This window comes from Streptomyces sp. ADI95-17 (genome assembly GCF_003846175.1).
Taxonomy (GTDB): Bacteria; Actinomycetota; Actinomycetes; order Streptomycetales; family Streptomycetaceae; genus Streptomyces; species Streptomyces sanglieri.
In genome coordinates this window covers 50,758-76,338 of sequence record NZ_ML123046.1, presented here as the reverse complement: position 1 = coordinate 76,338, position 25,581 = coordinate 50,758, and the positions used below count along the sequence as shown (strand labels likewise).

The following is a 25,581-nucleotide window of genomic DNA, read 5'->3' as shown; positions in this document are numbered from 1 at the left end:
CCCGGCGATGACAACTCACTCTGTCAACAGATTGGGGGCCCCGTCCGCGCAAGGTGAGTGCTGATGCTCACTCAGGACGCGAACAGGGATTCCCGCCTTTCCCTCTGGGCGCGCGTGCGAGAGTTCGCCGTGCCGCCCTCCATGATCGAGACCGCGACCGCCCGCCGCCAGGTCGGCGACTGGGCAGGGGCATGCGCCGCCGCGGGTGTCGATGTCGATCTCGGCCCCCGCTCCGTGGCGCGCACCCACGGCCACGAACTCGCGTCCCGGATCCGGGACGATCTCCGCCATCTGGCTCCTGACCTGCTGCGCTGGCACCTGCCGCGGATCGCTCCTCGCGGGCTGCTGCGGCCGGGCCTGACGATCACTCTGGCCCGGTACGACACCGAGGGGCCCGGCGGTGTGCGTCCGGTGCGTCTGGTGGTCCGGACTCCGCCCGCCTGGGCGGATGCCGGGCAGCGGATCGGGCTCGCGCTGTGGGACGGATCGGACTCCGGCGCCGAGGCCCGCCGCCATCCGCACCACCGCCCGAACCCTCGGTTCCGCCTCGATCTGCACCGCCATCTGTGGGACGCGCGCAGGGCCGATGAGCTGCGGATCCGGTCCGGGGCGGCCGGGCCGCCGTCCTCCGGCGACCGCCCCGCGATGCCGCCGGGGGCGGTGCCGTCCGGGCGCAGCTGCGCCGTCGGCCGGTGGGCGGACGAGGCGGGGATCCTGCTCCGGGCCGAGGGGCGGTCCGCCGGGACCGTCGTCGTGCGGTTCGGGGCCGGGCACCGGCTGCTCCTGGACCTGGTGCCGGAGGGGGACGGCCCCGGGCCGCCCGTGCTGCGGATCGCGGCGGCGACCACGGCCACGGACGGCGGTGTCTCCGCGCTGCCGGTGCTGCCCGACGCGGCGACCTGGGTGCTGCCCGACCTCGATCTGCTCCGTACCGGATCGATCGAGGCCGGGCGGCTGCACCCGCTGGTCCTCGCGGCCCTGGTGCCGGATCACTCGGCGGTCGCTCCGGCCCGGCCCCCGAACCCGGTGGGGCGGCCACGCCTCGTGGACTGCCGGGGAGCCCGGCACCGGATCGGTCTGGTCGACGGGGTACTGGCCCCGCTGGACCACGACCCCGCCGAGATCCGCCGGGAGGAGCTGCTGGCCGCACTGACCGGCACACCCCTCCCCTGTCTCCAGGCCATCGACGAGGCGCACCGCCGCCCGGACTGCCTCGCCGGTGTACGCGAACGCCTGGACCACGGCGACATCGCCGGTGCGCTGGCCGTCGTCGAGGGTCTGCTGGGCCCCGGCGCGCTGCTGCGCAGCGGCGAACTGCGGGACGAGCTGGAGGCGGCGGCGCGGCGACGGATCACCTACGGGCTGTTCCGGGCGGGCCTGGTCGAAGGGCCGGACCGCCTCCACCCGTACCGCCGCCGGCCCCGTGACCGTCGCTCTCACCCGCGCCACGCGGTCCGTCGCTGACCGGAATTCCGCACATTTCCCGTACGCCTTGTGCCTCACCACGAACCCACAGGTGATTCAGACATGCTCACACGCACCCCTTTCGCCACGTCCGGCCCTCACTCCGGCGAGGACCGCGCCTCCCAGCTCGACATCGCCGGTGAACTGACGGCCCTGCTGCGCGACACCACCACCGAACCCCGCCCGGACATCCAGCTGGAGGCCCTGGCCCTCGCCGTGGCCGCCGATCTGCCCGTACTCCTGTGGGGCGAGCCCGGCATCGGCAAGACCGCCGCGCTCACGCAGCTCGCCGTGTCCCTGGACCTTCCGCTGACCACGGTCATCGCCAGCGTCCATGAGCCGTCCGACTTCTCGGGGCTGCCCGTCGTGGGGGACGACCCCGCGGAACAGGGCGTCCCGATGGCCCCGCCGGACTGGGCGGTGCGGCTGGTGCGGGCCGGCCGGGGGCTGCTGTTCCTGGACGAGCTGTCCACCGCGCCGCCCGCCGTTCAGGCCGCCCTCCTGCGTCTCGTACTGGAGCGGCGGATCGGCGCCCTGCGACTGCCGCCCGGGGTAAGGATCGTGGCCGCCGCCAACCCTCGTTCCTCGGCGGCCGACGGCTGGGAGCTGAGTCCGCCGCTGGCCAACCGGTTCGTACATCTGCAGTGGACCCACGACCACGAGGTGGTGGTGCGCGGCCTCGCCGGGACCTGGCCCCGGGCGACACTGCCCCGGCTCGAACCCGGACGGCTGCCGGAAGCCGTGGACTTCGCACGCCGGGCGGTGTGCGGGCTCCTCTCCGCCCGGCCGGCGCTCGTGCACCGGCTGCCCAGCGGCGAGACCCGCCGGGGCGGTCCCTGGCCGTCGCCCCGCAGCTGGGACATGACGCTGTGTCTCATCGCGTTCGCGACCGCCGCCGGCTCATCCCGGGATGTGCTCTCCCTGCTGGTCCGGGGCACCGTGGGAGACGGTCCGGGGCTGGAGCTGCTGGCGAGCCTGGACCGGATGGACCTGCCGGACCCCGAGACGCTGCTCGCCGACCCGGCGGGCGCCGACCTGCCCGAGCGGGGGGATCTGCGCCAGGCGGTGCTCGACGGCGTGGTGGCGGCCGTCCGCAACCGCCCGGAGAAGCCCCGCTGGGACGCGGCATGGGCGCTCCTGGTCCGGGCGCTGGAGACCGGCACCCCGGACGTGGTGGTCGTCCCGGCGACCACGCTCGCCTCGCTGCGGAGGCAGGACTGGGACGTTCCGGCATCGATCGAGCAGCTCGCCGGAGCGGTGTCCCTGTCCCGGCGTGCCGACCGGGCGGCGGCCCGGACCGCGGACCGGGCCGCCGCAGCCGCGAAGGCCGGCCGATGACACCGGACACGCCGGGGGCGCTGGACCTCGACAAGCTCTTCGCCGCCCGGCTCCAGGCCGTCCGGGCCCGCCCCTATCTGGCGACGGCCCTGTTCGCCCTGCGCGTCGTGGAGTCGCGGCGGGTTCCGACGATGGCCGTCGACCGGCACTGGCGGTGCTACGTCTCGCCCGGCTTCGTGGACCGGACCCCGGAGGAGGAGCTGGCCGGGGTGTGGGTGCACGAGGTCTCGCACCTGCTGCGCGACCATCACGGGCGCGGCGACCGGGTCGCGCGGCAGCAGGGGCTGACCGGCCCCGCGGAACGGCTGCGGATGAACATCGCCGCCGACTGCGAGATCAACGACGATGTGTTCGGCGAGGGGCTGGTCCGGCCGGAGGGCGCCGTGGATCCGGACACGCTGGGGCTCCCCAGGGGGCAGCTCATGGAGGACTACCTGCGCCGGTTCCGGCTCGGTCCGCATACGCAGGACCTGGCCTGGCTGGACTGCGGCAGCGGCGCCGACGGACTTGAGCGGGAGTGGGACCTGGGGCCGGACGGCGCGCACGGCCTCAGCGAACAGGAACGGGACGCGGTGCGGTTCAGGGTGGCGCAGGGCATCACCGGCCGTCCGGGGAACGCGTCGAAGGGGTGGCAGCGGTGGGCGGAGGAGGCGTTCCACCCGCCGCAGCCGTGGCGGGAGTTGCTGGGTGCGGCGGTACGTTCGGCCGCCTCCGGATCCGGCGCGGGCGAGGACTACACGTACGGCCGCCCGTCACGGCGCTCGGCCGGTGTGCCCGGCGCCGTGCTGCCGAGCCTGAGGCGCAGGCCGCCCCGGGTCTGCGTGGTCATCGATACGTCCGGATCGGTCAGCGACACCGAACTGGGCAGCGCGCTCCTGGAGGTCGCCGCGATCTCCCGCGCCGTCGGCGGCCGTCGCGATCTGATCACCGTCCTCCCGTGCGACGCGGCGGCCCGGGTCGCGCACCCGCTGTGCCGTGCGGAGGGAATCCCGCTGGTGGGCGGCGGGGGTACTGATCTGCGCACCGGCTTCGCCAGGGCCCTGCGGACGCGGCCGAGGCCCGATGTCGTCGTGGTCCTGACCGATGGTCAGACCCCCTGGCCGAGTACGCAGCCGGCGTGCCGGACGGTGGTGGGCCTGTTCCCCCGGTCGCGGGACGAGGACGATCCGTACTACGTTCCGGACTCCCCGCCCGCGTGGGCACGCACGGTGGTCATCGGCACGGCTCCCGCCGACCGGTGAATCCTGGCGGGGGCGGCGGCCTCCCCTCCCACGGCCGCCCTCCCCCGCCCTGATCCACCGTCCGGCCCTGATCCGCCGAACAGACCCCAGGCAGGACAAGCGCATGGCATCCTGCTGAAGCGATCTCGTGAGATCACGAGGAGCGAGCACGATCAGCCCAACTCCCCATAGTTCTCCGGAGGTTGCTCATGCGTCGCCGATTCACCGTCCCGCTTGCCACGGTCGCTCTGTCGCTCCCGCTCGCCCTGCTCCCCGCCGCCTCCGCCTCGGCCGCCCCTGCCGACAAGCCCCAGGTCCTCAGCTCCTGGACCCAGACGAGCGCCGCCAGCTACAACGCCTGGAACAGCGCCCGCAACAACCAGGGCGCCTGGGCCGCGTACGGCTTCGACTGGTCGACGGACTACTGCAGCAGCTCGCCCGACAACCCGTTCGGCTTCCCCTTCCAGAACGCGTGCGCCCGCCACGACTTCGGCTACCGCAACCACAAGGCGGCCGGCATCTTCTCCGCCAACAAGGCACGCATCGACTCCGCGTTCTACGAGGACCTCAAGCGCGTGTGCGCCGCGTACTCCGGAGCGAAGCACACCGCGTGCAACAGCACGGCGTGGACGTACTACCACGCCGTGGACATCTTCGGCGTGGCACCGGCGAAGGCGAGCTCCGCCGGACTCGGCCGGGCCGCCTGATCACCCACCGACAGCGCCCGGCGCGCCGCCGGCCGGCCTACCAGCAGGGACGGCCCGGCGGCGCACCGGGCTCCGCTGCGTCGAGCCACGCAGGCGGGGCCATGCCGCCTCCCCGCCCGGACCGCCGCTGTACGGGTTTCGTACGGGATCCGCTGCCGGCACCCGGTGCCGCCCGGACACCCGACGCACCATCCGCCGCCCTCCAGCGGGTTTCCAACTCCCGCAGTAGGTAAGAGCTCTGATGAGCCATCATCGAATCGGGCGGGAAAAGTCGGGCACTCGGTGCCCGCACCTTACGGAGGAGGCGCCAAGTGCGTAGTCAGGTGCGCGCGGCGGACGGGCGGCATCTGGTGGTTGAGCGTCTCGGGGATCCCCGCGGCAGACCGGTCTTCCTGCTGCACGGGATGCCCGGCAGCAGGCTCGGTCCGGCTCCGCGCGGCATGGTCCTGTACCAGCGCAAGACCCAGCTGATCACCTACGACCGGCCGGGCTACGGCGAGTCCGACCGGCTGCCGGGGCGCTGTGTCGCCGACGCCGTTCAGGACGTGCGGGCCATCGCGGACCATCTGGGGCTCGAACGGTTCGCCGTGGTGGGCCGGTCCGGTGGTGCGCCGCACGCCCTGGCCTGCGCGGCACTGATGCCCGAGCGCGTGACCCGTACTGCCGCGCTGGTCGGGCTGGCCCCGTGGGGGGCCGACGGTCTCGACTGGTTCGAGGGGATGGCCGCCTCCAATGTGCTGGCGTACTCCACGGCGGCGGCCGATCCGGACGGGCTCGCCGAGTCGTTCATCTCGCGGTCCGCGGTCATCAGGAAGAACCCGGTCCGGCTCATCGACGATCTGCGCCAGGAACTGACCGACTCCGACCGGCTGGTGGTCAACGACGTCGGGGTCCGCACCATGCTGCTGCGCAACTACCGTGAGGGGCTGCGCACTTCGGCCTGGGGCTGGATCGACGACGCGATCGCGTTCAGCAATCCGTGGGGCTTCGACCCGGCGGACATCACCGGGCCTGTGATGCTGTGGCACGGCGAGAAGGACGTGTTCTCGCCGGTGGGCCACTCGCGCTGGCTGGCCGAACGCATCCCGAACTCCACCGTCGTGGTGGAACCGGCGGCAGCGCACTTCGACGCGCTGCACGCGCTGCCCAGGATCCTCAACTGGCTGCTGGACCCGCCCGCCGAATAGCGGGCGGACCCGGCGGTCCGGGAGCGTCCGGCGAGAGCCGGACGCTCCCGGGGCTCACACCGCCGTCGGTTCCAGTTCGCGTTCGAACCGGTCGTCGTCCCGGGCGATCCGGGTCATCGGATGGTCGTCGCCGAGCTGACGGGCCAGTTCCTCGACCGTCTCGGACCTCAGCCGCAGCGCCTCGTCCTTGCGCCCCATCGCGTCGAGCGTGACCGCCATGTTCGACGTCATGGCCAGGGTCTCCGGGTGATGCGCCCCCAGTACCCTCCTGAGCTGCCCGGACACCTTCTCCTCGGTCTCCAGCACCAGATCGAGGTCGCCCCGCTCCGCCGTCGCGTTCGCCAGGTTCATCACGCAGAACAGGGTGTTGGGGTGCTCCGGCCCGTACACCTCCCGCATCGCGGCGACCACTCTGGTCAGCACCCGCACCGATTCCTCGGGCGCGCCGCTCCCCGACTGGTAGACGCCGAGATTGTTCAGCGCGGCGAGGGTGTACGGGTGTTTCTCCCCCGGCACCTTCATGTACTGGTCGACGACCTCCTGTGCGGTGTCCCTGGCCTCGGTCGCCTCGCCGGCCGCGAACAGGTCGGCCGCCAGATTCAGATCGCAGGCCAGCGACTCCGGGTTGGCGGAGGTGTACTTGGCCCGGTACCTGGCACGGGTGGCCACCGTCAGCCGGCGGGCGTCCTCCAGTCTGCCCGCGCGGCGCAGCGACACCGCAAGGCTCTTCGCCGCGCTCAGTGTGCCCGGGAAGGCCCGGCCGAGCGTGGCCTTGTAACTGTCGTACGTACGGCTGAGGATGCCGACCGAGTCCTCGTACCGCCCGACGTCCCGCAGGTCACGGGCCAGGTTCATGGCGGAGGAGAGGCTGTAGGGGTGTTCCGCGCCGAGCACCTCGACGCGCCGGTCGAAGACGTCCTGGTCGATCTCGCGGGCCTTGGCGTACTGCCCGATCGACCGCAGGGTGAACGCCAGGTTGTTGGCCGCCGCCAGCGTCCTCGGGTGCGATTCGTGGAAGATCTGGTTGAACCCGTCGGTGGCCTCGGTCGCCAGCTCGATCGCCCTGGTGTACTCCCCGAGCGTGCCGAGGTCGGTCGCCAGGCTGCTGGTGCTCATGTACGTGTGCGGGTGCTCCGCGCCCAGCACCTCCCGCTGTGTCGCCAGGGTGATCTCGTCGAGCTCCCTGGCCTCCACGTAACGGCCGCGCGAGCGGTAGATGTTGGAGAGGTGGAAGCAGAGGTAGAGGTACTGGATGTCCCGCTCCCCCAGCGTCTGGCGCCAGATCTCGCGCAGCTCCTCGCAGAGCGTGGTGGCGGTCCGGAAGTCGCCGCGCTTCCAGAGGTAGCGGACCCGGTCGATCAGGAGTCTGCGGGCCTCGGGCTCCTTGCAGTTGCGGGCGTCGGACGGGCCGAGGTGCGGCCAGATGGTGGCGAACTGCGGCCAGGTCGACGGGTTGTCGATCGGCTCGTCGTCGTCGGGCCGGGCGCCCGCCAGGATGCGGTGGACGGCGTGCCGGGCGTCCCGCTGCTCCTCCTCGGTCAGCTGCGCCCGGATGACCGCCTGGACGAGCCGGTGCACCTGGATGGAGTTGGACACCTGGTCGACCTTGGCGAGGGCGAACCGGCCGATCTCCCGGATGACCCGGCCCAGCACCAGTTTCTCCTGGAGCGAGGCGTCGTACGGCTTCAGCGCCTCGATCATCTCCTTGCTGTACAGGAGGTTCCCCGAGATGGGCTCGGGTGCGAAGAAGGCGCAGAGCTGGAGCAGCCGCACCGCGGCGGGCGAGCGCTCCTTGAGGCGCTGGATGGAGATGTTCCAGGTCGCGGCGACCGGCTCCGGGTAGCCGGCCGGCTGGTTGAGCGCCAGGACCTCGGGGGCCTGCTGGGCCAGCTGTTCGAGGTAGGTGTCGATCGGGGTGGCGGTCTCCGCGATCCAGGCCGCCGCCTGCTCGACGGCCAGCGGCAGGTCACCGACGGCGGTGGCCACCTGGGCGGCGTCCTCGTCGCTCAGCCCCGGGGCCCGGCGCTGGAGGTGTTCGATGGACTCCTCGCGCAGGAAGACGTCGACCGGCAGCGCGTCGCCGTGCTGGGACCACGCCTGGTTCCGCGAGGTGACCAGGATGTGGCCCGAGCCGCCCTGCGGGAAGTAGCGCCGCAGCCGTTCGGGGTCGTCGGCGTTGTCGAAGACCAGCAGCCAGCGGTCCGAGGGCACGCCCCGCCGCAGCAGGTCCACGGCCTCCTGGGAGGCGGCCGCCATGTCGTCGCCGCCCTGGGCGCCGAGCCGGACCGCGAGCTCGGCGAGCGCGGCCACCACGTCGTCGGTCTGCTCGGAAGATATCCACCAGACCAGGTCGTAGTCGGCCATGAAGCGGTGCACGTACTCCAGGGCGACCTGGGTCTTGCCGACGCCGCCGAGTCCGTACAGGGTCTGCGGCTGCGGCAGCACCACGGCCATGCCGCCGCCGAGCTGGTCGCGCATCCGTTCCAGGACCAGGGAGCGGCCGGTGAAGCCGGGGTTGCGCGGCGGGGCGTTCCAGATCCTGGGGACGGTGCCCGGGAAGCGCGGGCCGGGCGAGACCGCGTCGGTGAGCTGTACGGGCCGGTCCAGGGCGCGCAGCAGGGCGGCGGTGGCGTGCACCTCGTCGAGCCGGAAGAGGTCGACGGGGTTGCGGTCGATGTAGGGCGCGGAGAGCCGTACGTCACCGACCCTGAGCGGCAGCAGATGGCGCCGTCCGCCCCCGGGGTCCTCCGCGACGGCCCGGTCCCAGAGGTTCACCGCGCGCTGGGACTTGAGGTAGGCGCTGGAGAGCAGCACCACGGTACGGGCGGCGTTCTCGGCGGGCGCCGGCTCCGCGGACTCCCGCTGGGCGGACACGTCGCGCGGTACGACGCGGAACCCGGCCCGGGTGAGCACGGACTCGATCCAGTCGGCCCACATCCGGTTCTCCGCCACATAGCTGAGGAAGAGATCGGCCGGCAGCGCCGGCCTGCGCCGGGTGAACGCGTCCCGGATGCGCAGCCGTACCTCTTCGCCGACCGGTGGCATCGAGGTGATCTGCTGGTCGGTGATGACGGAGGTGAGGCGTTCGAAGGCGGAGAGCAGCGAGTTGGTGAGGCCGGCCTCGTCGCCGAAGGTGGCGAGGGTCTCCTCGTACGCGTAATAGGGGCGGTAGGGGATCTCCACCGCGCCCCAGTAGGCGGTGAGTTCGTCACCGGACAGATCGCGCGGCAGGCGGTCGAACTTCAGCCGGGCCAGCGCCCGGCCGGCGTCCGCCTTCTCCTTCTCGCCCTCGTCGATGCGCATCGGTACGGGGAAGATGGAGATGGGGCGGCCGGTGTAGCGCTCGGAGATCTGCCGGGCGACGGAGGCGGCGCCGTCGATGGACTGGTCACTGAGGGTGAAGCAGTCGACGAGGACGTCGGGGAGGTGGACCGTGCAGATGTCGGCGATGTCGCTGAGGCCGGTCCGGCTGTCGATGAGGACGTAGTCGTAGTTGGCCTTCATGTCGTCGCGCAGGGCGTCGAAGAAGTGGCCGCCGCCGAGCCGGTCGTAGAAGTTGTCCCAGTCGAAGGTGGAGACGGTCGCGGAGTATTCGCGGTTCTGCCGCCCGGCGGAGACGAAGTCGAGCGTGCCGCCCTGCGGGAACTCCCAGCCGAGCGCCTCGGGGGCGAGGGAGACGGCGTGCGGCTGGATCCGGGCGTAGTCGCGGTGCCAGTCGTCGGCACGCTGGACGGGGCTGGTGGCGGCCCACGCGTACTCGGTGATCAGATCGATGACGCCGGTGGTGGCACCGAGTGTCGACGGGTCGAGGAACGGGTGGAAGAAGCGGTGGAGCCCCGGTGCCTCCAGGTCCCAGTCGACGGCCAGTACCCGTTTTCCGTTGGCGGCGAGTATCCAGGCTGTGTTGGCCAGGGCCATGGTGCGCCCGGTGCCGCCCTTGTACGAGTAGAAGGTGACGATGCGCCCGTCACGACTGGCCGTCATCCGTGTCCTCCGCATCCGTCGCAGGGTCGTGTGTCTCGGGGGTGTAGTTCGTCTGTGCCATCGGCCCCAGCAGCCGCGTCCGTTCGGTGTGTCCGCCGCCGGTGGCCGGTGGGTACACCGCCGCATGTCTCAGGTACTGCTGGGCCGCCACCTCGACGACCTGTGGCAGGAGCTGCCCGAAGGCCTCCATGCTGGGGACGCCCTTGGCGGCGGCCCGGCAGTAGGCCCGTCCCTGGCGCATCTTGGTCGGCATGGTCTGTTCGAGCTTCTCGGTCAGTTCGGCCTCGGCCGCCATGCTCTCGTGGTCCTCCCGGTTCCACGGCACGATCATCGTCACCCAGGGGCGGTTCTCGGCGTCGAAGGCGGCGAGCCGACGGCACCGGTCCTCGTCCTGCAGGGCCCAGCGGTCCACGAGCAGGATCTCCGGCCTGCTGGGCGGCTGTTTGCCTTCCCCGTGCCCGGTCTCCTCGTCGAAGGAGGAGATGGTCGCCTGGTAGTTGAGGGAGCGCACCAGGTCCTCGGCGACGTAGGCCAGTGGGCGCGCGGCGGCCGGGTGGTAGGGGTTCCAGTCCTGCGGGCTGTCGCCGTAGTAGTCGGGGTTGCGACCTGGGGGCAGGTCGTGCCGGGTGGCGGCGGCGATGGTGACCTGCATGGGACGGGGGGCGCCCACCGAGCTGTTGGGCGGGCCGAAGGCACTGGGCGCCAGCCGGTAGTCGACGGGGCGGCCGGTGCCGATCCTTATGGTGTCGGCGACGTTGACGATGCGCTTGGCTAGTTCGTACACCGCGCGCTCGTACTCCTCGGCGAAGAGCCGGAGTTTGATGAGTCCGTAGAGGCCGTCGCTGACGTAACGGTCCCCGAAATCACGGTGGTTGAACTGCAACCGCTCGGCGGGGCCGGGGAGCTGGCTCGGGGGTACCGGCACCCAGAGGGCCGGGACGATCGCCTCGGCCCGCTGGTTGGAGCGGGCCCGGTGGTGGATGGCGCGCTGGGCGAAGGCGTACCACTCCTTGCCGCACATCTCGCTCGCGAAGTAGCGCGGCGAGAACAGCGGAACGAACACCCGGCAGGTGGCGAGCACCTCACCGAGCCGTTCGGACCAGCCCTCGCCGGAGCGTATCTCGCGGTCGATGAACCCCGCGGGCGCGCCCGCGGGCAGATCCGTCATGGCCAGCACGTGGTCACAGAGATCCTTGAAGAGGCGTTCGACCCACATATCGGGGTCCGTTCCTCGGCCGTAGCCCGGTGTATGGGCATAACTCAAGAAGAAGTACGGCCGATGGTCCGCCGCTCGCTGCTGCGTTGTTGCGTGCACACGACCCCCGTCCTGTGTGAGCACCCGCATCCGGGGACTGAAGTGAATGCGAGCGAATTCATCATTCCGGAGCGGACGTTGCTCCACCCCCATGGCGTTCGGTCATTCAACGCCGGTTTTCAGTCATACGTTCCCGGGTCCGGCCGAACATTTCCTTGATCGAATTCGGTCTGCGGCTGTTCCTCCCAGTTGTCCCGTGTGCACCGACGCTCCGTCCGAACCGGAATTCGACCCTCAGATCTCTTTTCGCATCAGATCCAGCAGCCGCTTTCCACTCACGGTCAGCTCGGCGGCACCCTCCAGCGCGTCGAGGGCCTGCGGTACGCCCTCCAGCAGGCGCGGCTCGAATGCGCCCAACGCCGTCCGCTCATAGGTGTCGGCCAGCAACCGGGAAAACGGAACTGATTCTTCCTCCCAAGGAATCCGATGTTCCCAGGAGCCGTCCGCCGCGTAAAGATCCGTGACATCGGCCAGCGCCTGCAATTCGGCCCGCCGTGATCCGCGCAGCAGTGCGAGCGCCAACTCCTCGGCGCTGCCGTCCGCGGCGATGCCCAGCGCGCCGCGGCCGTGCCGGCCCACGGCGGGTTCGGCGGGGGCGAGGCCGGTGAGCGGCGTGAGGGTGGTGAGGCGTCCGGCCGTCTCCGCGGCCCGTAGCGGCGCCTTCGCCCCGATCAGCGCCCAGGCGTCGCCGATCCTGCCCAACAGGTCCGCGGCGGCGCGGTCGTCGAGCGCGGCCGCGGCCGGCACGGCGAAGCAGTCGCGGTACGGGTCGAGGTCGTCGAGCACCAGATCGAGCGCCGGGCCGGACGCCCCACCGGGCACCACCAGCCGGCGCACCGGCCGCCAGCCGGGACCGGCGGCCGACGACAGCGTGATCCGCCGCTCGGCCGGATCCCCCTCGCCCCGCCGGACCAGGAGGCCGCCCTCGACGGCACGCACCCGCGCCGTGCCGCGCTCCCCCGATCTCCCGATCCGCAACTCGCCGAGGCCCGGCAGGACCAGCCTGCCGTCCGTGTAGCCCACATCCACCCGGAGGTCGAGGCCGGCCCGTACGGCGGCGGCCGCGAGATACGCGGGCAGCCGCAGCGCGTCCCGCACCTCCCCCGGCCGTTCGTGAAGCGCCTCCAGGGCGCGGATCAGCCAGGTGCGGGTGTACGGGTGGGACAGCACCTCGTCCAGGCCGCGGGCCCCCTCCTCAGAGGCCTCGACGGCGGCGGCCAGCTCCCAGGCCCGGGCCCACCGCTCGTCGCCCCGCTCCTCGACGTCGGCGTTCAGCCGGGCCAGCAGCATTCGGGTGAGGTCTCGCTGGGAGGCGGCCAGTTCGGCCGGATCGGTCAGCTCGGGTGCGACGAGGGACGCGGCCGTGCGCGCCTCGATGCCGCGCACCAGGGCGGCCAGGTCCTCGCAGTACACGGAGGGGTTGTCGAACTCGCCGGACGGCCCGGTGGAGCGGTAGCGGTGGGTGTAGAGGCCGCCGCCGCACGAGCGCACGACGGGACAGCGGCGGCAGGCCTCGCTGACACCGGCCAGCCCGAGCTGACGGGCTCGCACCCCGGGGTGGGCCGCCACCTCGTCGAAGGTATGGGTGAAGACGTCGAAGCCGGTGGCCGCGGCGCCCTCGTAGGCGCTCTTGAGCGAGTCGACCTGCTCCAGCTGGCCGTCGGTCTCGACGACGACGAGGTCGGTCGGGGCGAGCCCCAGCGACTCGGTGAGGCTGGGGCCGCCGCTCAGCGTGGACAGCACCGAGGAGAAGAGCCGCACCGGCACCGGGCGCCCCTGCTCCTGCCAGCGGTCGAAGACCGCGAGGAGCCAGTCGGCGTAGGCAGTGGGCGAACCGTCCGGGCGGGGCGGCGGGTCGTCCCAGGTGGCGTGCGGGAGCAGGAAGTCGATGAGCGGCGGATCGAGCTCGGTGAGCGCGTCGAGGACCGCGATCGGATCGTTCTCGATGTCGACGGTGCACAGGAGCCCGAGATCGAGGTGGCGGTAGCGCTCCTGCCGGAGCAGCTCGACGGCCTTGAGGACCAGGGGGTGACTGCTGCGTCCGTCCGCGTAGCGGCGGTGCCGGTCGTTGGCGGCCCGGTCGCCGTCGAGGGAGATGCCGACCCTGACGCCGAACTCGTCGAAGAGGTCGAGATACCGCGGACTGAGCTGGAGTCCGTTGGTGTGAATGCGGAGGTCGAGTTCCGCGACGCCGTCGAAGGCGGAGGTGAGCACTTCGCAGACTCGCCGCAATCGGGCGGGCCCCGCCAGTAGAGGCTCCCCTCCGTGCAGGATCACTGACACGGAGGGCAGTGCATGTGCCTTGGCATGCTCGGCCAAGCGTTGAGCAGTCCGGAAAATGACATCATCAGAGATTGTCCTGGGCCGGGTTCGCCAGCTCTGATCTGCATGTTCATAGACATAGCAATGGTCACAAGCAAGATCGCACCTGCTGTGAACCTTGAGAACGACTTCGCGGAAAGGGACCAGGGGTCCTGTCATTCCACCAGTCTAGCCAGCCCGAAGGGGTGCTCGGAGCTTCGGTCCACGAGGCGTTCGGCGGGTTGTTCGGGTTGTTTCAGAGTGCCGAGTTGAAGGTCGACGCCTGGGTGGGGCGACCGTCCGACACGGCGTGTACGCGGGCGAGCTTCCGTGCAGCGGCACTGCCGCGGACATCGATCTGGGCGAGCGGCACACGGCTCTTCTTCGCAACGGCGAAGGAGGGGGAGGATTCAGAGGTGTTCACGGCCGTCCTTGAGGGGATTTGTTCCGATGGAATGGTTCCGGACAGGAATGCAGCAACAGTATCTGCACCATTGCAGTGTCCGGCGGCACGACTTTACTCTCATGACCTCGATTGGCAACTGAGGACGACCACTTGGAACGAGAGCGTCACACAAGGCCGTCCCGAATCGAACGGAACCACCGATTCCGCCATTGAGGTGACGACATAACCGCAGACGGGAGTGAACATGACGGCGCTTCCCGGGCCGCTCCAGAGCATGGTCTTCAGGAACGCCGACCTTCCGGCGCTCTTTCACCACACGGACGAGATCGCCATCGCGAGGCAGCGGGAGGCGGTGAACACCACCCGCATCCAACTGATTCTCCTGGTCACGGGGGCCACACCGGCCGCGTTCCCCTGGCACGCCGAGCTGGGTGACACGTTTCAACTCACCGACGGCGTCAGCGTGTTGGCCTACCTGGGTGTCCTGATCACGACGTACCTCTCCGCCCGGCGCAAAGCAAAGTCGCATTGGCAACTGAACCGCTCGGCGGCGGAGTTCATCAAGTCGATGTGCTGGCGTTACTCGGTGCACGGATCACCTTTCGACACCGGCACCCAACACCCGGAGGCGGTGTTCGCGAACCGTCTCGAAGAGGGCCTCCAGGAACTTCGCAAGGTGGGATGGGCCGACCCCCGCGACCTGACGGCCGATTCGGGCGGGCTGATCACCGAATCGATGCGCGCGTTACGGGACAAGGCGTTCACCGTACGCAAGGAGACGTACGTGCGGGACCGCCTTATCGAGCAGAGGAGTTGGTACCGCCGGCGTCAGGAGGTGTCCCGGCGCGCCACCCTGGTCTGGTCGACCACCATCGCCGCGCTGACCGCGTTCGCGCTGGTCCTCGCCCTGCTGCGGACGTTCTCCGTCACCCAGTCCTTCGCCCTGACGGGGGTGCTGTCGGCCGCGGCGGCCTCGTGTCTGGCGTGGAGCGAGATGCGCCGCCACCACCCGCTGATCTCGGCCCACTCACTGGTGGAGGAGGACCTGGAGGCGATGCAGGTCGCGATGGAGACCACGCTGACCGAGCGTCAGTGGCCGGGTGCGGTGTTCGAGACCGAGCGCATCGTCTCCCCGCAGCACACCGACTGGCTTGCCCGGCACCAGATGTGACGTGCCGTCCGTGACGCGGGGGCGGAACAGCGTGTCGATCGGCATCCACAAGTCGTCGTGGATCTGAACACCCATTCCGATTCCGCGCCGGCGCACCGAAAAGGCCCGCGCGGGTAATTGAGAAATGGGGAATGGGGTGCCCGATTTCCCGCCCCGATGCCGGGGATGGACGGACGGCGCGTTTTCACGGGGTCCGCGAATCCCGGCGAGCGTGACGGTATGTGATTCGCGATTCGGGGTCACGCTTCCGCCTTCGCACCGCCACGTCCTGGGTCGCGCAGGGCGAACCTCCGTCATTTACGTGACACCGAAGCCGAGTCAAGCCCGCCGGAGCGGGAAACCGCATTCCATTGAGTGGATCGCGGCTTTTCTCAGAACGGTTCCGCACACCGGGACGAATGAGCGAAGTACCGGTATTTCCCGGGGAGTCCGAGTCCGATGCACATCCGCCCGAACCGGTGATCACGAACGGGTGGGGACGAAAACGCCGGGGTGATCAGGCCGGATGATCACGGCAGAGGTGATCACGGCAGGGGTGATCACGGCAGGGGTGATCACCTGGAACCGGCGCCTCCAGCGCCGCGCACTGCCCACGGATCCCGGGCACCCAGGCCCCGCAGGCCGCCACGGGGCCACCGGGCCGCGGCCCGGCAGCTTCGGAGCCCGAGGCCGTACCACATTCGGCGGCAGCGCACTTGCCTGCCTCCGAACCCGGAGTGGTAATCTCCACGCGTGTGGCGCGAAGGTGATTCTCCTTCCACGGCAAAAGGCCCAACCCTGGCGGGAGTTGGACCTTCATCGCAGTTCGCGAGCCCGGTCGCCCAGCAATAGACCGGGCTCGCTGCATGTGCAACGGCCGGTCGCTCCCGGATCTCATGCGTGGACACTCAGACGTGCTGAGCAAGCTGCGCCACCAGGGCGACAATCGCCACAAGAATTCCTACTGCCGAAAGCGCGACCTGCGCCTTTTCGGCACTGGTCCACTTCCTGTGAACCTTCTCCAGATTTGAACTCACCCCCACCACCCCCTTATCTCTCTCTTCGGCACCTCACCGAGCACCGTGCAATCAATCAACGCGCCCGGGACCGTGCACCGTTGCACTCTCCGGCGGCACGACTTCACTCTCATGGCCTCGGTTGGCAACTGAGGTCGACCACCTGGGACAAGAGCGTCACGCGAGGCCGTCCCGGACCGAACGCAGCCGTCTCCCGCGCCGTCGAGGTGACGACAGAACCGCAGGTGGGAGCGGACGTTGGCGGCGCTGCCCAGGCCGGCCCAGAGAGGCTGGCCGCCAGGAACGCCGGTCCGGCGTCACCTGGCCCAGAGGCCGGCCGCCAGGAGCGCCGGGTCCGGCGTCATTCCTTCGCCGGCCGCAAAGCAAAGTCACATTGGCAACTCGACCACCGGAGAGAGCTCATCGACCCGACGCACCGGCGCACCCGGCTACCGGATGTGACGTGGCGCCAGTGATACGCGATCTCGTACGCGGTCAGCCCCGCTCCACGCCCTCGCGCCAGATCACCGTGACCGGGCGGCCCAGGCTGCGGGCGTACGTCACGATGTCGCCCGTGCCGCCGAGGCCGCGGGCCGGCCTGCCGTCCCACACCGCGAGCAGCCGGTCGCAGTGGTCGGCGATGTACGCGCCGGCCGCGTAGTACGCCTCGTCGGTGGAGTGCGGGTAGCCGAGCCGGACCTCCCGGGCCGCCCGGTCCTTGAGGGCCCGGTAGCGGGCGAGTTCGGCGGCGTCCTCGAAGCAGGACTCGTAGTCGCCGCTCGGGATCACCACGGTGAGGTCGGCGCCGCAGGCCAGCGCGAGGTCGGCGAAGATCTGGTCCGCCCCCACCGCCAGGCTGGAGAGGGCCTCCAGGGAGCCTTCGAGGCCGCAGAGCGCCGCCCGTAACCCCGACAGCACATGGGCGTGGGCCTCCTGCGGGATGGTGCGATGACCGGTCACTCCGATGCGTTTCACGGACCTGGAACCCCCTGAGGTGTTGGCCGGGGGTTCCGGAGGTCGTCCCTCCGGCTGGCTCAGCACCCGCCCCCGTTGCTCCTGCGTGACCGACCTGCCCCACATCCTCTCAAAAGCCGCGGGGTGAGCGGGAGCCCCTGCCCGGCATTCGGGCAGGGGCTCCTTCTCGGTAGGCCGGGTGTTCGAGCGCCGGACCGGGGGTGCGGGGGTGTCAGTAGACGCTGACCCCGTACGCGCTGAGCGCCTCGGTGACCGGCTGGAAGTACGTCGTGCCGCCCGAGGAGCAGTCGCCGCTGCCGCCGGAGGTGAGGCCGATCGCCTTGGATCCGGAGTAGAGCGGGCCGCCGGAGTCGCCGGGCTCCGCGCAGACATTGGTCTTGATCATGCCGTAGACGATGTCCCCGCCGCCGTAGTTGACCGTGGCGTTGAGGCCCGTGACCGAGCCGCTGTGGGTGCCGGTGGTGGAGCCGCGCCGGGTGACGGACATGCCGACCGTGGCGTTGGCCGCGCTGGTGATGTCGACGCTGCCGACGGTGCCCTCGTGGGAGACCGAGGCGTTGTCGTACCGGACCAGACCGTAGTCGTTGGTCGGGAAGCTGGAGCCGACCGTCGGGCCGATGCTGGTCGAGTTCGACGAGTTGGTGTACCAGGGCGGGTTGCCGTCGGTGCAGTGACCGGCGGTCAGGAAGTAGTAGGTACTGCCGCTGCGGACGTTGAAGCCGAGGGAGCAGCGCCAGCCGGGGGCGTAGATCGCGTCGCCGCCGGAGAGCAGTTTGCTGATCTTCCCGGTGGTGCGCTCGATCTTCAGGGCGCCGGCGTTGACCCCGGCGGACTGCTTGATCTGTTCGATCTCGGCTTTCGAAACCGTGCGGTCGACGGTGACCACGAGCTTCTTGCTCACCGGGTCGACGTTCCACGCGGTGCCCGCCACGTCGGCGCCGAGCACGGCGTCGCTCGCGGCGGAGAGCTGCGCTGCGCTGAAGGTGGTGTTGGTGTCGGCCTGTGCGGTGGGGACGGCGAGAGCTGCGACGGCGACGAGGCCCGCGGCGATGGCGACGGCCCTGGTGCGTCTCGCGGTGCCGCTGAGGGGGGTGGTGCGCTTGATCCTCACTTTTCATTCCTCCCGAGGGGAAGTCGGGGGTCCGCCTGTGGGGTGGTCGGACCCGTGAGGCGCAGTCGTTCGCACGGCTGTGAGCCCGCACCGCGGACATGCCGTGCTCCTGACAAGCGCTGCTCGGGAGTATTCAAGGCGTCAACTTCTGGCGCAAGAGGGCCTTCTGGCCTGAACTTGCCCCGGCAGCACGGCAACGGCCCCGGCAGCAGGGACGCTGCCGGGGCCGCCGCTCCGTAGGAATATGACGTTATGTCAGCCGTCGACGCGGTTGCGCTCCCCCGCCTCGACGGCGACGGAAAGGGTGTTGCCGGGCGGCGGGAAGGGGCAGATGAAGTGGTCCGCGAAGGCGCAGGGCGGCAGCAGCGCGCGGTTGAGGTCGACCGTCACGCTGCCGTCCTCGGCGGGTGCTGCGGGCCGCAGGAACCGGAAGCGGTAGCTGCTGTTCCCGCTGGTGGCGTCGGCGAAGACCGCCCAGAGCGAGCCGTCGGGCTCGACCGCGACGTGCAGCGTGTGCTCCGTACCGTCGGCCTCGAAGGCGATCTCACCGGCGAGCCCGAGGCCGCGCTCGACCCCGTCGGCGTTCTCGACCCGGACCGTGCGGGCGCTGTCGTAGGGACGGAAGGTGCCCGGCAGCGCCCAGCGGGCGTCGTACGGGGTGGCTTCGATGGCCCGGAAGGCGCGTCGTGCCGGGGAGTCCGGGTCGAAGTCCCGTACCGCCCAGAGTCCTTCGCGGCTCAGCACGACCAGCCGCCGCTCACCGTGCGCCACCCGGGACTCGTCGATCGGGCCGCGGTCGGCGGTGAGGCGGACCTGGCCGGTGAAGGGCTCGCCGTCGACGGTCAGCCCGTCCGCGGCCGAGGCGCTGAGCACCAGCTCGTCGCCGTCCTCCCGCCATTGCCCGGGTACCCCGGGGATGCGGCCCTCCGGGTGGTCGGAGAGCCAGTGGGTGCCGGTGAGGGAGAGCGGTCCGTAGGGTCCGGCGACCGTGGCGGTGCGCTCCTCGTGCCAGTGCTTCCAGTCCTGTGCCGCCTGCTCGGATCCGTGCGGCTGCTGTGCGTCCGTGCTCATGCGGTCAACCCTTCCATACCGGCTCGGCGAGCCCGAGATGCGACCGCAGCGTGGGACCGCCGTACTCGGAGCGGAACACCCCGCGCTCCTGGAGCAGCGGGACGACCCGGTCGACGAAGTCGTCCAGGCCGCCGGGGGTGAGATGCGGTACGAGGATGAATCCGTCGGCGGCGTCGGCGGCGACGAACTCGGTCAGCTGCTCCGCGACCGTCCGGGGGCTGCCGATGAAGGACTGCCGGCCGGTCGTCTCGATGACGGTCTGCCGGATGGACAGCCCCTTCTCCTCGGACAGCGCCCGCCAGCGCGCCGCGACGGCAAGAGGGTCACCGTGCCTGACCCGGCCCTGGACCAGCGAGGAGCCGGGATCCGGGTCGATGTCGGGCAGCGGCCCGTCGGGGTCGTAGGCGGACAGGTCGCGGCCCCAGACCTGCTCCAGGGCCAGCAGCGCGTTCTGCGGGGAGACCTGCCGGCGGCGGATCTCGGCCGCCCGCTCCTGGGCCTCGGCGTCGCTGTCGCCGAGTACGAAGGTGACCCCGGGCATGATCTTCAGCTGGTCGGGCTCCCGGCCGTACTTCGCCAGCCGCGCCTTGACGTCGGCGTAGAAGGCACGGCCCGACTCCAGGGTGCCGTGCCGGGTGAAGACGATGTCGGCGGTGGACGCGGCGAACTCGCGGCCGTCCGGGGAGTCACCGGCCTGGATGACGACCGGATGGCCCTGCGGGGAGCGCGGGACGGTGAACTCGCCCTCGATGGCGAAGTGCTGCCCCCGGTGCGCGAACGGGCGCGGGGTGCCGTCGGGGGTCCAGGTGTCCCACAGTTCGCGGGCGGTGGCGACGAACTCGGCGGCCCTGGTGTACCGGTCGGCCCGGTCGAGGTAGCCGCCGCGCCGGAAGTTCTCCCCGGTGAAGGCGTCGAAGGAGGTGACGACGTTCCAGGCGGCCCGGCCCTCGCTGAGGTGGTCGAGGGTGGCGAGGCGGCGGGCCAGTTCGTACGGCTCGTTGAAGGTGGCGTTGACGGTGGCGGCGAGGCCGAGCCGGTCGGTGACGGCCGCCAGCGCGGCCAGCACGGTGAGGGATTCGGGGCGGCCGAGCACGTCCAGGTCGTGGATGCGGCCGTTGTGCTCGCGCAGCCTCAGCCCCTCGGCGAGGAAGAAGAAGTCGAACCTGCCGCGCTCCGCGGTGCGGGCGAGATGCTCGAAGGAGGAGAAGTCGATCTGGCTCCCGGAGCGGGGGTCCGCCCAGACCGTGGTGTTGTTGACGCCCGGGAAGTGGGCGGCGAGATGCATCTGCCTCGTCGCGGTGCTCATGCCCGTCCTCCTTCGAGTGCGTACCGGTTGGCGGGGCGGGCCAGCCCCAGGTGCTCGCGGAGGGTTCCGCCGGGATAGAAGGTGCGGAACAGGCTGCGGTGCTGGAGCAGTGCCACGGTGCCGTTGACGATCCGTTCGAGGTCGCGCCCGGGGCTGATGGGCGTGAGGTGGAAGCCGTCCGCCGCGCCGCCGCGGTGCCACCGGGTGATCAGTTCGGCGAGGTCGACCGGGCCGCCCCGGTAGTACGAGCCGCCCGCGGCGAGCGGTGGTCCGCTCTCCAGTCCCGGTTCCGGGGCGGTCTCGGCGTCGCCGAGGTCCACGGTGAGCGCGACCAGGACCCGGAGCGTGTCGGGGTCGCGTCCGTACGCCGCGGCGCGCCGGCGCAGATCGGTACGGGCCGCGGCGGCCTGCTCGGGGGTGGTGGCCCGGACCAGTACGACGTCCGCGTGGCGGGCGGCGGTCTCCCGGGCCGGGCCGCCGGTCCCGTCGACGACGGTGACCGGGTGCCCCTGCGGGGGCCGGGGCACGATGGCCGGGCCCCGGACGGAGAAGTCGGCGCCCTCGAAGTCGATGTAGTGCAGCTTGTCCCGGTCGACGAAGCGGCCGGTGGCGACGTCCCTGATCTCGGCGTCGTCCTCCCAGCTGTCCCACAGCCGGGCACTCACCTCGGCGCTGTCACCGGCCTCGCGCCACAGCTCGCCGGCGGGCGCCGCCGGGCGCCGGCCGAACAGCCGGGCCTCGGCCCCGGTGGTCGACACATCGACGTACCAGCCCGCCCGGCCGCGGCTCACCCAGTCCAGGGTGGCCACGGCGGACGCCACGTGGAACGGCTCGGTGTGGGTGGTGGTGACGGTGGGCACCAGGCCGATCCGGCCGGTGGCGGGCGCGACCCGGGAGAGCACCGCGAGCGCGTCGGGGCCGGGTCTGGCGAAGGAGTCGCCGAGCGTGACGAAGTCCAGGGCGCCGTGCTCGGCGAGCCGGGCGAGGCCGGTGTAGTGCCCGGGGTCGTAACGTGGCGGACCGCCGATCTCGGCGGCCAGGTGAAGGGGGGCGGTTGCAGGCATGGTGGTACCTCTCCAGGACTCTCTCAGGTGTTCTCTCGGGGATCCCGCGGCACTCGACTCCTGGGCAGGGGCAGGCCGTTCGGGTCGGTCTCGGACCTGGTGACGGCCTCGTGGGTGAGCCCCCGGCGCCTCAGCACCTGGGCGTACGAGCCGTCCCGGCGATGTGGTCGATGGCGGACGGATACGGAGGTGCTCCTGGGGATGGCCATGGGCGGGATCACAGGACCTTGGACAGGAAGGCGCGGGTGCGCTCGTGGGCCGGACGGTCGAGTACGTCGCCGGGGGCGCCCTGTTCGACGATCCGTCCCTCGTCCATGAAGACGACGGTGTCGGCGACCTCACGGGCGAAGCCGATCTCGTGCGTGACGACGATCATGGTGGTGCCCTGGAGGGCCAGGTCCTTGATGACGTCGAGGACTTCGCCGACCAGTTCGGGGTCGAGCGCCGAGGTCGGCTCGTCGAAGAGCAGCAGTTTCGGTTCGAGGGCCAGTGCGCGGGCGATGGCGACCCGCTGCTGCTGTCCGCCGGAGAGCTGCCTGGAGTAGGCCGTCGCCCGGTCGGCGAGCCCGACCCGGGCGAGCAGCTTCTCCGCGGCGGCGACGGCTTCCTTCTTCGGCCGGCCGAGGGCGGCGACCGGGGCCTCGACGAGGTTCTCCAGGACGGTCAGGTGCGGGAAGAGGTTGAAGTTCTGGAAGACGAAGCCGATCCGGGTGCGCCGGCGCAGCACCTCGCGCTCGGGCAGCTCGTACAGCTTGTCGCCGTCCCTGCGGTAGCCGACCAGGGTGCCGTCGACGCTGATCCAGCCGCGGTCGACCTTCTCCAGGTGGTTGATGGTGCGCAGCAGTGTGGACTTGCCGGAGCCGGACGGGCCGAGGACGACGGTGACCTCTCCGGTGCGTACGGACAGGTCGATGCCGCGCAGCACTTCGACGCTGCCGAAGCTCTTGTGCACGGAGCGGATCTCGACCATGGCGTCGGTGGTTCCGGTGGTGGTGCTCATCGCGGGGACCCCTTGGCGTAGTGACGTTCGGCGTAGCGCTGGAGGACGGAGCGGGGCGACGGCGGGTGTGTGGTGGCCGTCGGCGGGAGCCGCGCGGCGTGGTCCGGTCGCTTTGTCGATGGGCGGATCGCTGGTGAGGCGCATGAGGGGTCCTTGGGCCGCGGCGTACGAGGGTGGGTCGGGGCCGTGCGCGAGGTCGCGGTCAGCCCTCGGTACAGGCGAGGTCCCGCAGGAGGGTGAGTGCCGTACGGGCGGTGGCGTCGTTCTGCCGGAAGGCCGGTCCGCCGGTGCGCGGCCGGGTGAACGCCCCGCCGGCGCGGGCGGTGGTGAACGGGCCGAGCGCGAAGCGGCGCGGGTGCGGCCGTCCGTCGCGGCCCAGGATCCGGCCGCTGTCGGGGGCGACCGAGAGCAGCCCGGTGGCGGTGGCGGCGGCCCCGTCGTCGTACAGCTCCTGGAGCAGTGGGCTGCGGGTGCGTTCCAGGGTGGGGTCGGGCAGCCGGGCCTCGACCAGGGTGCGGGCCGCTATCCGCTGCCCCGGCACGGTGTCGCTGCCCGCCAGGAACAGGCCCCGCCGCTCGTCGGTCTCGACGGTCATTCCGGCGCCGAGGAAGCGGACGACACCGGCCCGGGAGAGCGCGAGGAGCTGGTGCAGCCGGGGTCCGGGCGGGCCGGAGGCGAGATAGCTGAAGAAGCCGTGCCACCAGCCGCCGAGGTCGCCCAGCCGGATCAACTGCCCGTAGACGGAGAGCAGTCCGAGGAAGACGGCGAGGTCCGGGCTGTGGCCGGGGTCGTGGCGGCGTTCCAGGTCGGCGGTAATGTAGCCGCGCAGCCCTTCCTGGAGTGCGTCGAACGAGGTGTGGCGCACCCCGTCCAGCGGGTGGTCGAGCGCTTCGAGGTCGAGCCGGTCCGCGGGGTCGGGGACGGCGGCGGCGACCAGGGCGGCCAGTTCGGGTCCTGCCGGGTCGGCGGCGGCGTACTCCGTCTCGAAGCCGGCCCAGTCGCCGGTGGTGCGCTCGGGGTGGGCGGTGAAGAGCCGGTGGTAGTGGGCGTAGCCGAGCTCTTTGTCGACATGTGGCCACACATCGCGCCGGAAGTCGACCGGCCGGTCCGCCGCGAGCAGCGCCTCGGTCCGCTCCGGGCCGAGGAAGCGCGGCAGCGGCGGCCGTTCGCCGTCCCAGGTGTAGCCGATCTTGGAGTGGTACGGGACACCCCGGCGCGATCCGACGTGAAGCACCGGCTCCCGGCCGGACGGCACGTACTCGCCGTCCTCGTACCGCCCGCCGCGGCCCTCGGTGAGCAGCACCATCAGGTCGACGAAGGCGAGCCCGAAGCCCCGTACGACGACCGGTTCGCCCGCGGGCACCGCGGTCAGGTCGGTGTCGGCGGTGAAGTCCGGTGGCAGGTGGAGGAGTCCGTGCCGGTCCGCGAAGTCGGCCAGCCGGAGCTGTTCCGGCTCCGGTTCGGCTTCGAGGTGGCCGATGGTGACGGCGACGGCATCGGCGAGCAGCGGTGTGCCGCGCCCCGCCAGCCAGACCCGCTGGCGGCCTTCGCGCGGGCCGGTGACCCGCAGGGCGCTGCCCCGGTGCCAGTGCACGGTGACGCCCTCCGGGAGGGCGGCCACGGCCTGCTCGTACACCCAGCGCAGATAGACGCTCTGCAGCCGTCTGCTGGGGAAGTCGGTACCCTCCAGCGCCTTGATCTCGTCGAGGAGTCCGGGGTCGGTGCCCGTCCCGTCCGGGAGGCCGAGCCTGCCGTCCCGGATGCCGGCCGCCCAGGTGTGCAGCGCGGGCCCCGGGCGGGTCGGCCCCTCCTGGCCGACGGTGTCGTCGGTGAACATCGTGACGTCCTCGGCCATGGAGTTCATCCAGAGCAGCGGCGACTGGTCGTGCCGCCAGATCCGCCCGCCGCCGGGCGGGTACGGGTCGACGAGGTGGATGGTCAGCGGGCGGTCCCCGTACAGGGCGGGGGCGTTGGCGGCGATCCGCTCGATCAGGCCGGTGCCGCGCGGTCCGGCGCCTATGACCACGAGCGTCGGCGTCCCGCTCACCGGGCACCCGCCGTGCCGCGCGCGTAGTGCCGCTCAACGTAGTGCTGGACGATGCTCAGGAGTGAGGTGACCACGGCGTACCAGATGGTGGCGACCAGCAGCAGCGGGATGACCTGATAGGTGCGGTGGTACACGAGCTGCACGGAGTACAGCAGGTCCTGCACGGCGATGATGCTGACGATCGAGGTGCCCTTGAGGGTGCCGATCAGCATGTTCCCGGCGGGCGGGACGATGGAGCGCATCGCCTGCGGGAGGACGATGCGGTGGAACCGGCGCCAGGGTCCGAGGCCGAGCGACTGGGCGGCCTCGATCTGTCCGCGTTCGACGGAGAGGATGCCGCCGCGGACGACTTCGGCGGCGTACGCGGCCTCGTGCAGGGTGAGCCCGATGACGGCGACCGTGACGGGGCCGAGGAGGTTCACCGTACGGACGCCGAGGATCTGCGGGTAGAGCGCGCCGATGTTGAACCAGAACAGCAGCTGGACCAGGATCGGGGTGGATCTGAACAGCCACACGTACCCCCAGCCGACCGACCGCAGAACGCGGTTGGCGGAGAGTCTGAGGACGGCCAGCAGGGTGCCGAGGGCGAAGCCCAGCACCATGACCAGCGCCGTGAGCCAGAGGGTGAGGCCGAGGCCGCGCAGCACCGCGGCGGTGGTGAAGTAGTCGGCGACGACATCCCACTGGAAGGCGTCGTTGCGGATGACGGAGTTCAGTACCAGGGCGAGCAGCGCCAGTACGGCAACGGCCGCTGTCCACTGGCCCGTTCGGCGCGCCGGGACGATCCGGAGCCGGTCGGCTCCGTCGCTCTTCGCGAGCGGTGCGGGGGGAGACTGAGGGAGGGTGTCTGTCTGCGCGGACATGCGAGGGCTCCGTGGATGCAGAGATCGAACACGGGGCGTGCCTTCGGCCCGGAACA

General features: G+C 71.3%; 19 protein-coding genes. 6 read left to right on the top strand and 13 right to left on the bottom strand.

Annotated elements, in window-relative coordinates; all coding sequences use genetic code 11:
* The first annotated feature begins 63 nt into the window (after positions 1–63).
* The 5 genes from EES42_RS14220 (at position 64) to EES42_RS14200 (ending at position 5,916) form a co-directional block, all read left to right on the top strand.
* Positions 64–1,464: a hypothetical protein gene (locus EES42_RS14220; protein WP_124718600.1), complete on the top strand. Its 1,401-nt coding sequence runs from the start codon at positions 64–66 to the stop codon at positions 1,462–1,464.
* Positions 1,465–1,527: 63 nt separating this feature from the next.
* Positions 1,528–2,802 carry an AAA family ATPase gene (locus EES42_RS14215; protein ID WP_124718599.1) on the top strand — a complete coding sequence of 425 codons (1,275 nt, stop codon included), beginning with the start codon at positions 1,528–1,530 and terminating at the stop codon, positions 2,800–2,802.
* Entirely contained in the window at positions 2,799–4,043 is a 1,245-nt protein-coding gene (locus EES42_RS14210; RefSeq protein ID WP_124718598.1) for a vWA domain-containing protein, read from the top strand. Before EES42_RS14215 ends, EES42_RS14210 begins: the two co-directional genes overlap by 4 nt.
* A 188-nt stretch (positions 4,044–4,231) precedes the next feature.
* Positions 4,232–4,729 carry a phospholipase gene (locus EES42_RS14205; RefSeq protein ID WP_124718597.1) on the top strand — a complete coding sequence of 166 codons (498 nt, stop codon included), beginning with the start codon at positions 4,232–4,234 and terminating at the stop codon, positions 4,727–4,729.
* A gap of 311 nt (positions 4,730–5,040) precedes the next feature.
* Positions 5,041–5,916, top strand: coding sequence for an alpha/beta fold hydrolase (locus EES42_RS14200; RefSeq protein ID WP_124718596.1), 876 nt, complete (start codon positions 5,041–5,043; stop codon positions 5,914–5,916).
* Positions 5,917–5,970: 54 nt separating this feature from the next.
* On the opposite strand, the gene fxsT is transcribed toward EES42_RS14200, so the two are convergent.
* The 4 genes from fxsT to fxsA form a co-directional block, all read right to left on the bottom strand.
* Positions 5,971–9,900, bottom strand: coding sequence for an FxSxx-COOH system tetratricopeptide repeat protein (fxsT, locus tag EES42_RS14195; RefSeq protein ID WP_124718595.1), 3,930 nt, complete (start codon positions 9,898–9,900; stop codon positions 5,971–5,973).
* Positions 9,884–11,245: an FxsC protein gene (gene fsxC, locus EES42_RS14190; RefSeq protein WP_164495238.1), complete on the bottom strand. Its 1,362-nt coding sequence runs from the start codon at positions 11,243–11,245 to the stop codon at positions 9,884–9,886. Before fsxC ends, fxsT begins: the two co-directional genes overlap by 17 nt.
* Positions 11,246–11,449: 204 nt before the next feature.
* Positions 11,450–13,696: a radical SAM/SPASM protein FxsBH, inactivated beta-hydroxylase extension form gene (gene fxsB, locus EES42_RS14185; RefSeq protein WP_206433472.1), complete on the bottom strand. Its 2,247-nt coding sequence runs from the start codon at positions 13,694–13,696 to the stop codon at positions 11,450–11,452.
* A gap of 76 nt (positions 13,697–13,772) precedes the next feature.
* Entirely contained in the window at positions 13,773–13,940 is a 168-nt protein-coding gene (gene fxsA / locus EES42_RS14180) for an FxSxx-COOH cyclophane-containing RiPP peptide (RefSeq protein ID WP_206433471.1), read from the bottom strand.
* A gap of 226 nt (positions 13,941–14,166) precedes the next feature.
* On the opposite strand from fxsA, the gene EES42_RS14175 reads away from it, so the two are divergent.
* Positions 14,167–15,093, top strand: coding sequence for a DUF4231 domain-containing protein (locus tag EES42_RS14175; protein WP_241196388.1), 927 nt, complete (start codon positions 14,167–14,169; stop codon positions 15,091–15,093).
* An 887-nt stretch (positions 15,094–15,980) separates the two neighbouring features.
* On the opposite strand, the gene EES42_RS47280 is transcribed toward EES42_RS14175, so the two are convergent.
* The 9 genes from EES42_RS47280 to EES42_RS14130 form a co-directional block, all read right to left on the bottom strand.
* Positions 15,981–16,109, bottom strand: a complete 129-nt coding sequence (locus tag EES42_RS47280) for a hypothetical protein (RefSeq protein ID WP_259929567.1) — start codon at positions 16,107–16,109, stop codon at positions 15,981–15,983.
* Positions 16,110–16,583: 474 nt separating this feature from the next.
* Complete coding sequence (locus EES42_RS14170; protein WP_124718593.1) at positions 16,584–17,063, bottom strand: hypothetical protein; 480 nt, start codon at positions 17,061–17,063, stop codon at positions 16,584–16,586.
* A 211-nt stretch (positions 17,064–17,274) separates the two neighbouring features.
* A complete protein-coding gene (locus EES42_RS14165) occupies positions 17,275–18,174 on the bottom strand; it encodes a S1 family peptidase (RefSeq protein WP_124718592.1) in 900 nt (299 codons plus the stop codon).
* A 255-nt stretch (positions 18,175–18,429) separates the two neighbouring features.
* Entirely contained in the window at positions 18,430–19,245 is an 816-nt protein-coding gene (locus tag EES42_RS14160) for a DUF1684 domain-containing protein (protein ID WP_124718591.1), read from the bottom strand.
* A 4-nt stretch (positions 19,246–19,249) separates the two neighbouring features.
* Positions 19,250–20,530 carry an NtaA/DmoA family FMN-dependent monooxygenase gene (locus tag EES42_RS14155; RefSeq protein ID WP_124719357.1) on the bottom strand — a complete coding sequence of 427 codons (1,281 nt, stop codon included), beginning with the start codon at positions 20,528–20,530 and terminating at the stop codon, positions 19,250–19,252.
* Positions 20,531–20,547: 17 nt separating this feature from the next.
* Positions 20,548–21,615: an LLM class flavin-dependent oxidoreductase gene (locus EES42_RS14150; protein WP_124718590.1), complete on the bottom strand. Its 1,068-nt coding sequence runs from the start codon at positions 21,613–21,615 to the stop codon at positions 20,548–20,550.
* A gap of 217 nt (positions 21,616–21,832) precedes the next feature.
* Positions 21,833–22,585 (bottom strand): amino acid ABC transporter ATP-binding protein, encoded by a 753-nt coding sequence (locus EES42_RS14140; RefSeq protein WP_124719356.1) that lies wholly within the window; start codon positions 22,583–22,585, stop codon positions 21,833–21,835.
* Between the two features lie 232 nt (positions 22,586–22,817).
* Positions 22,818–24,662, bottom strand: coding sequence for an FAD/NAD(P)-binding protein (locus EES42_RS14135; RefSeq protein WP_124718588.1), 1,845 nt, complete (start codon positions 24,660–24,662; stop codon positions 22,818–22,820).
* On the bottom strand, positions 24,659–25,525 hold the full coding sequence (locus EES42_RS14130) for an amino acid ABC transporter permease (RefSeq protein ID WP_124718587.1): 867 nt from the start codon (positions 25,523–25,525) through the stop codon (positions 24,659–24,661). The genes EES42_RS14135 and EES42_RS14130 overlap by 4 nt, the downstream gene beginning before the upstream one ends.
* Between the last annotated feature and the right edge of the window lie 56 nt (positions 25,526–25,581).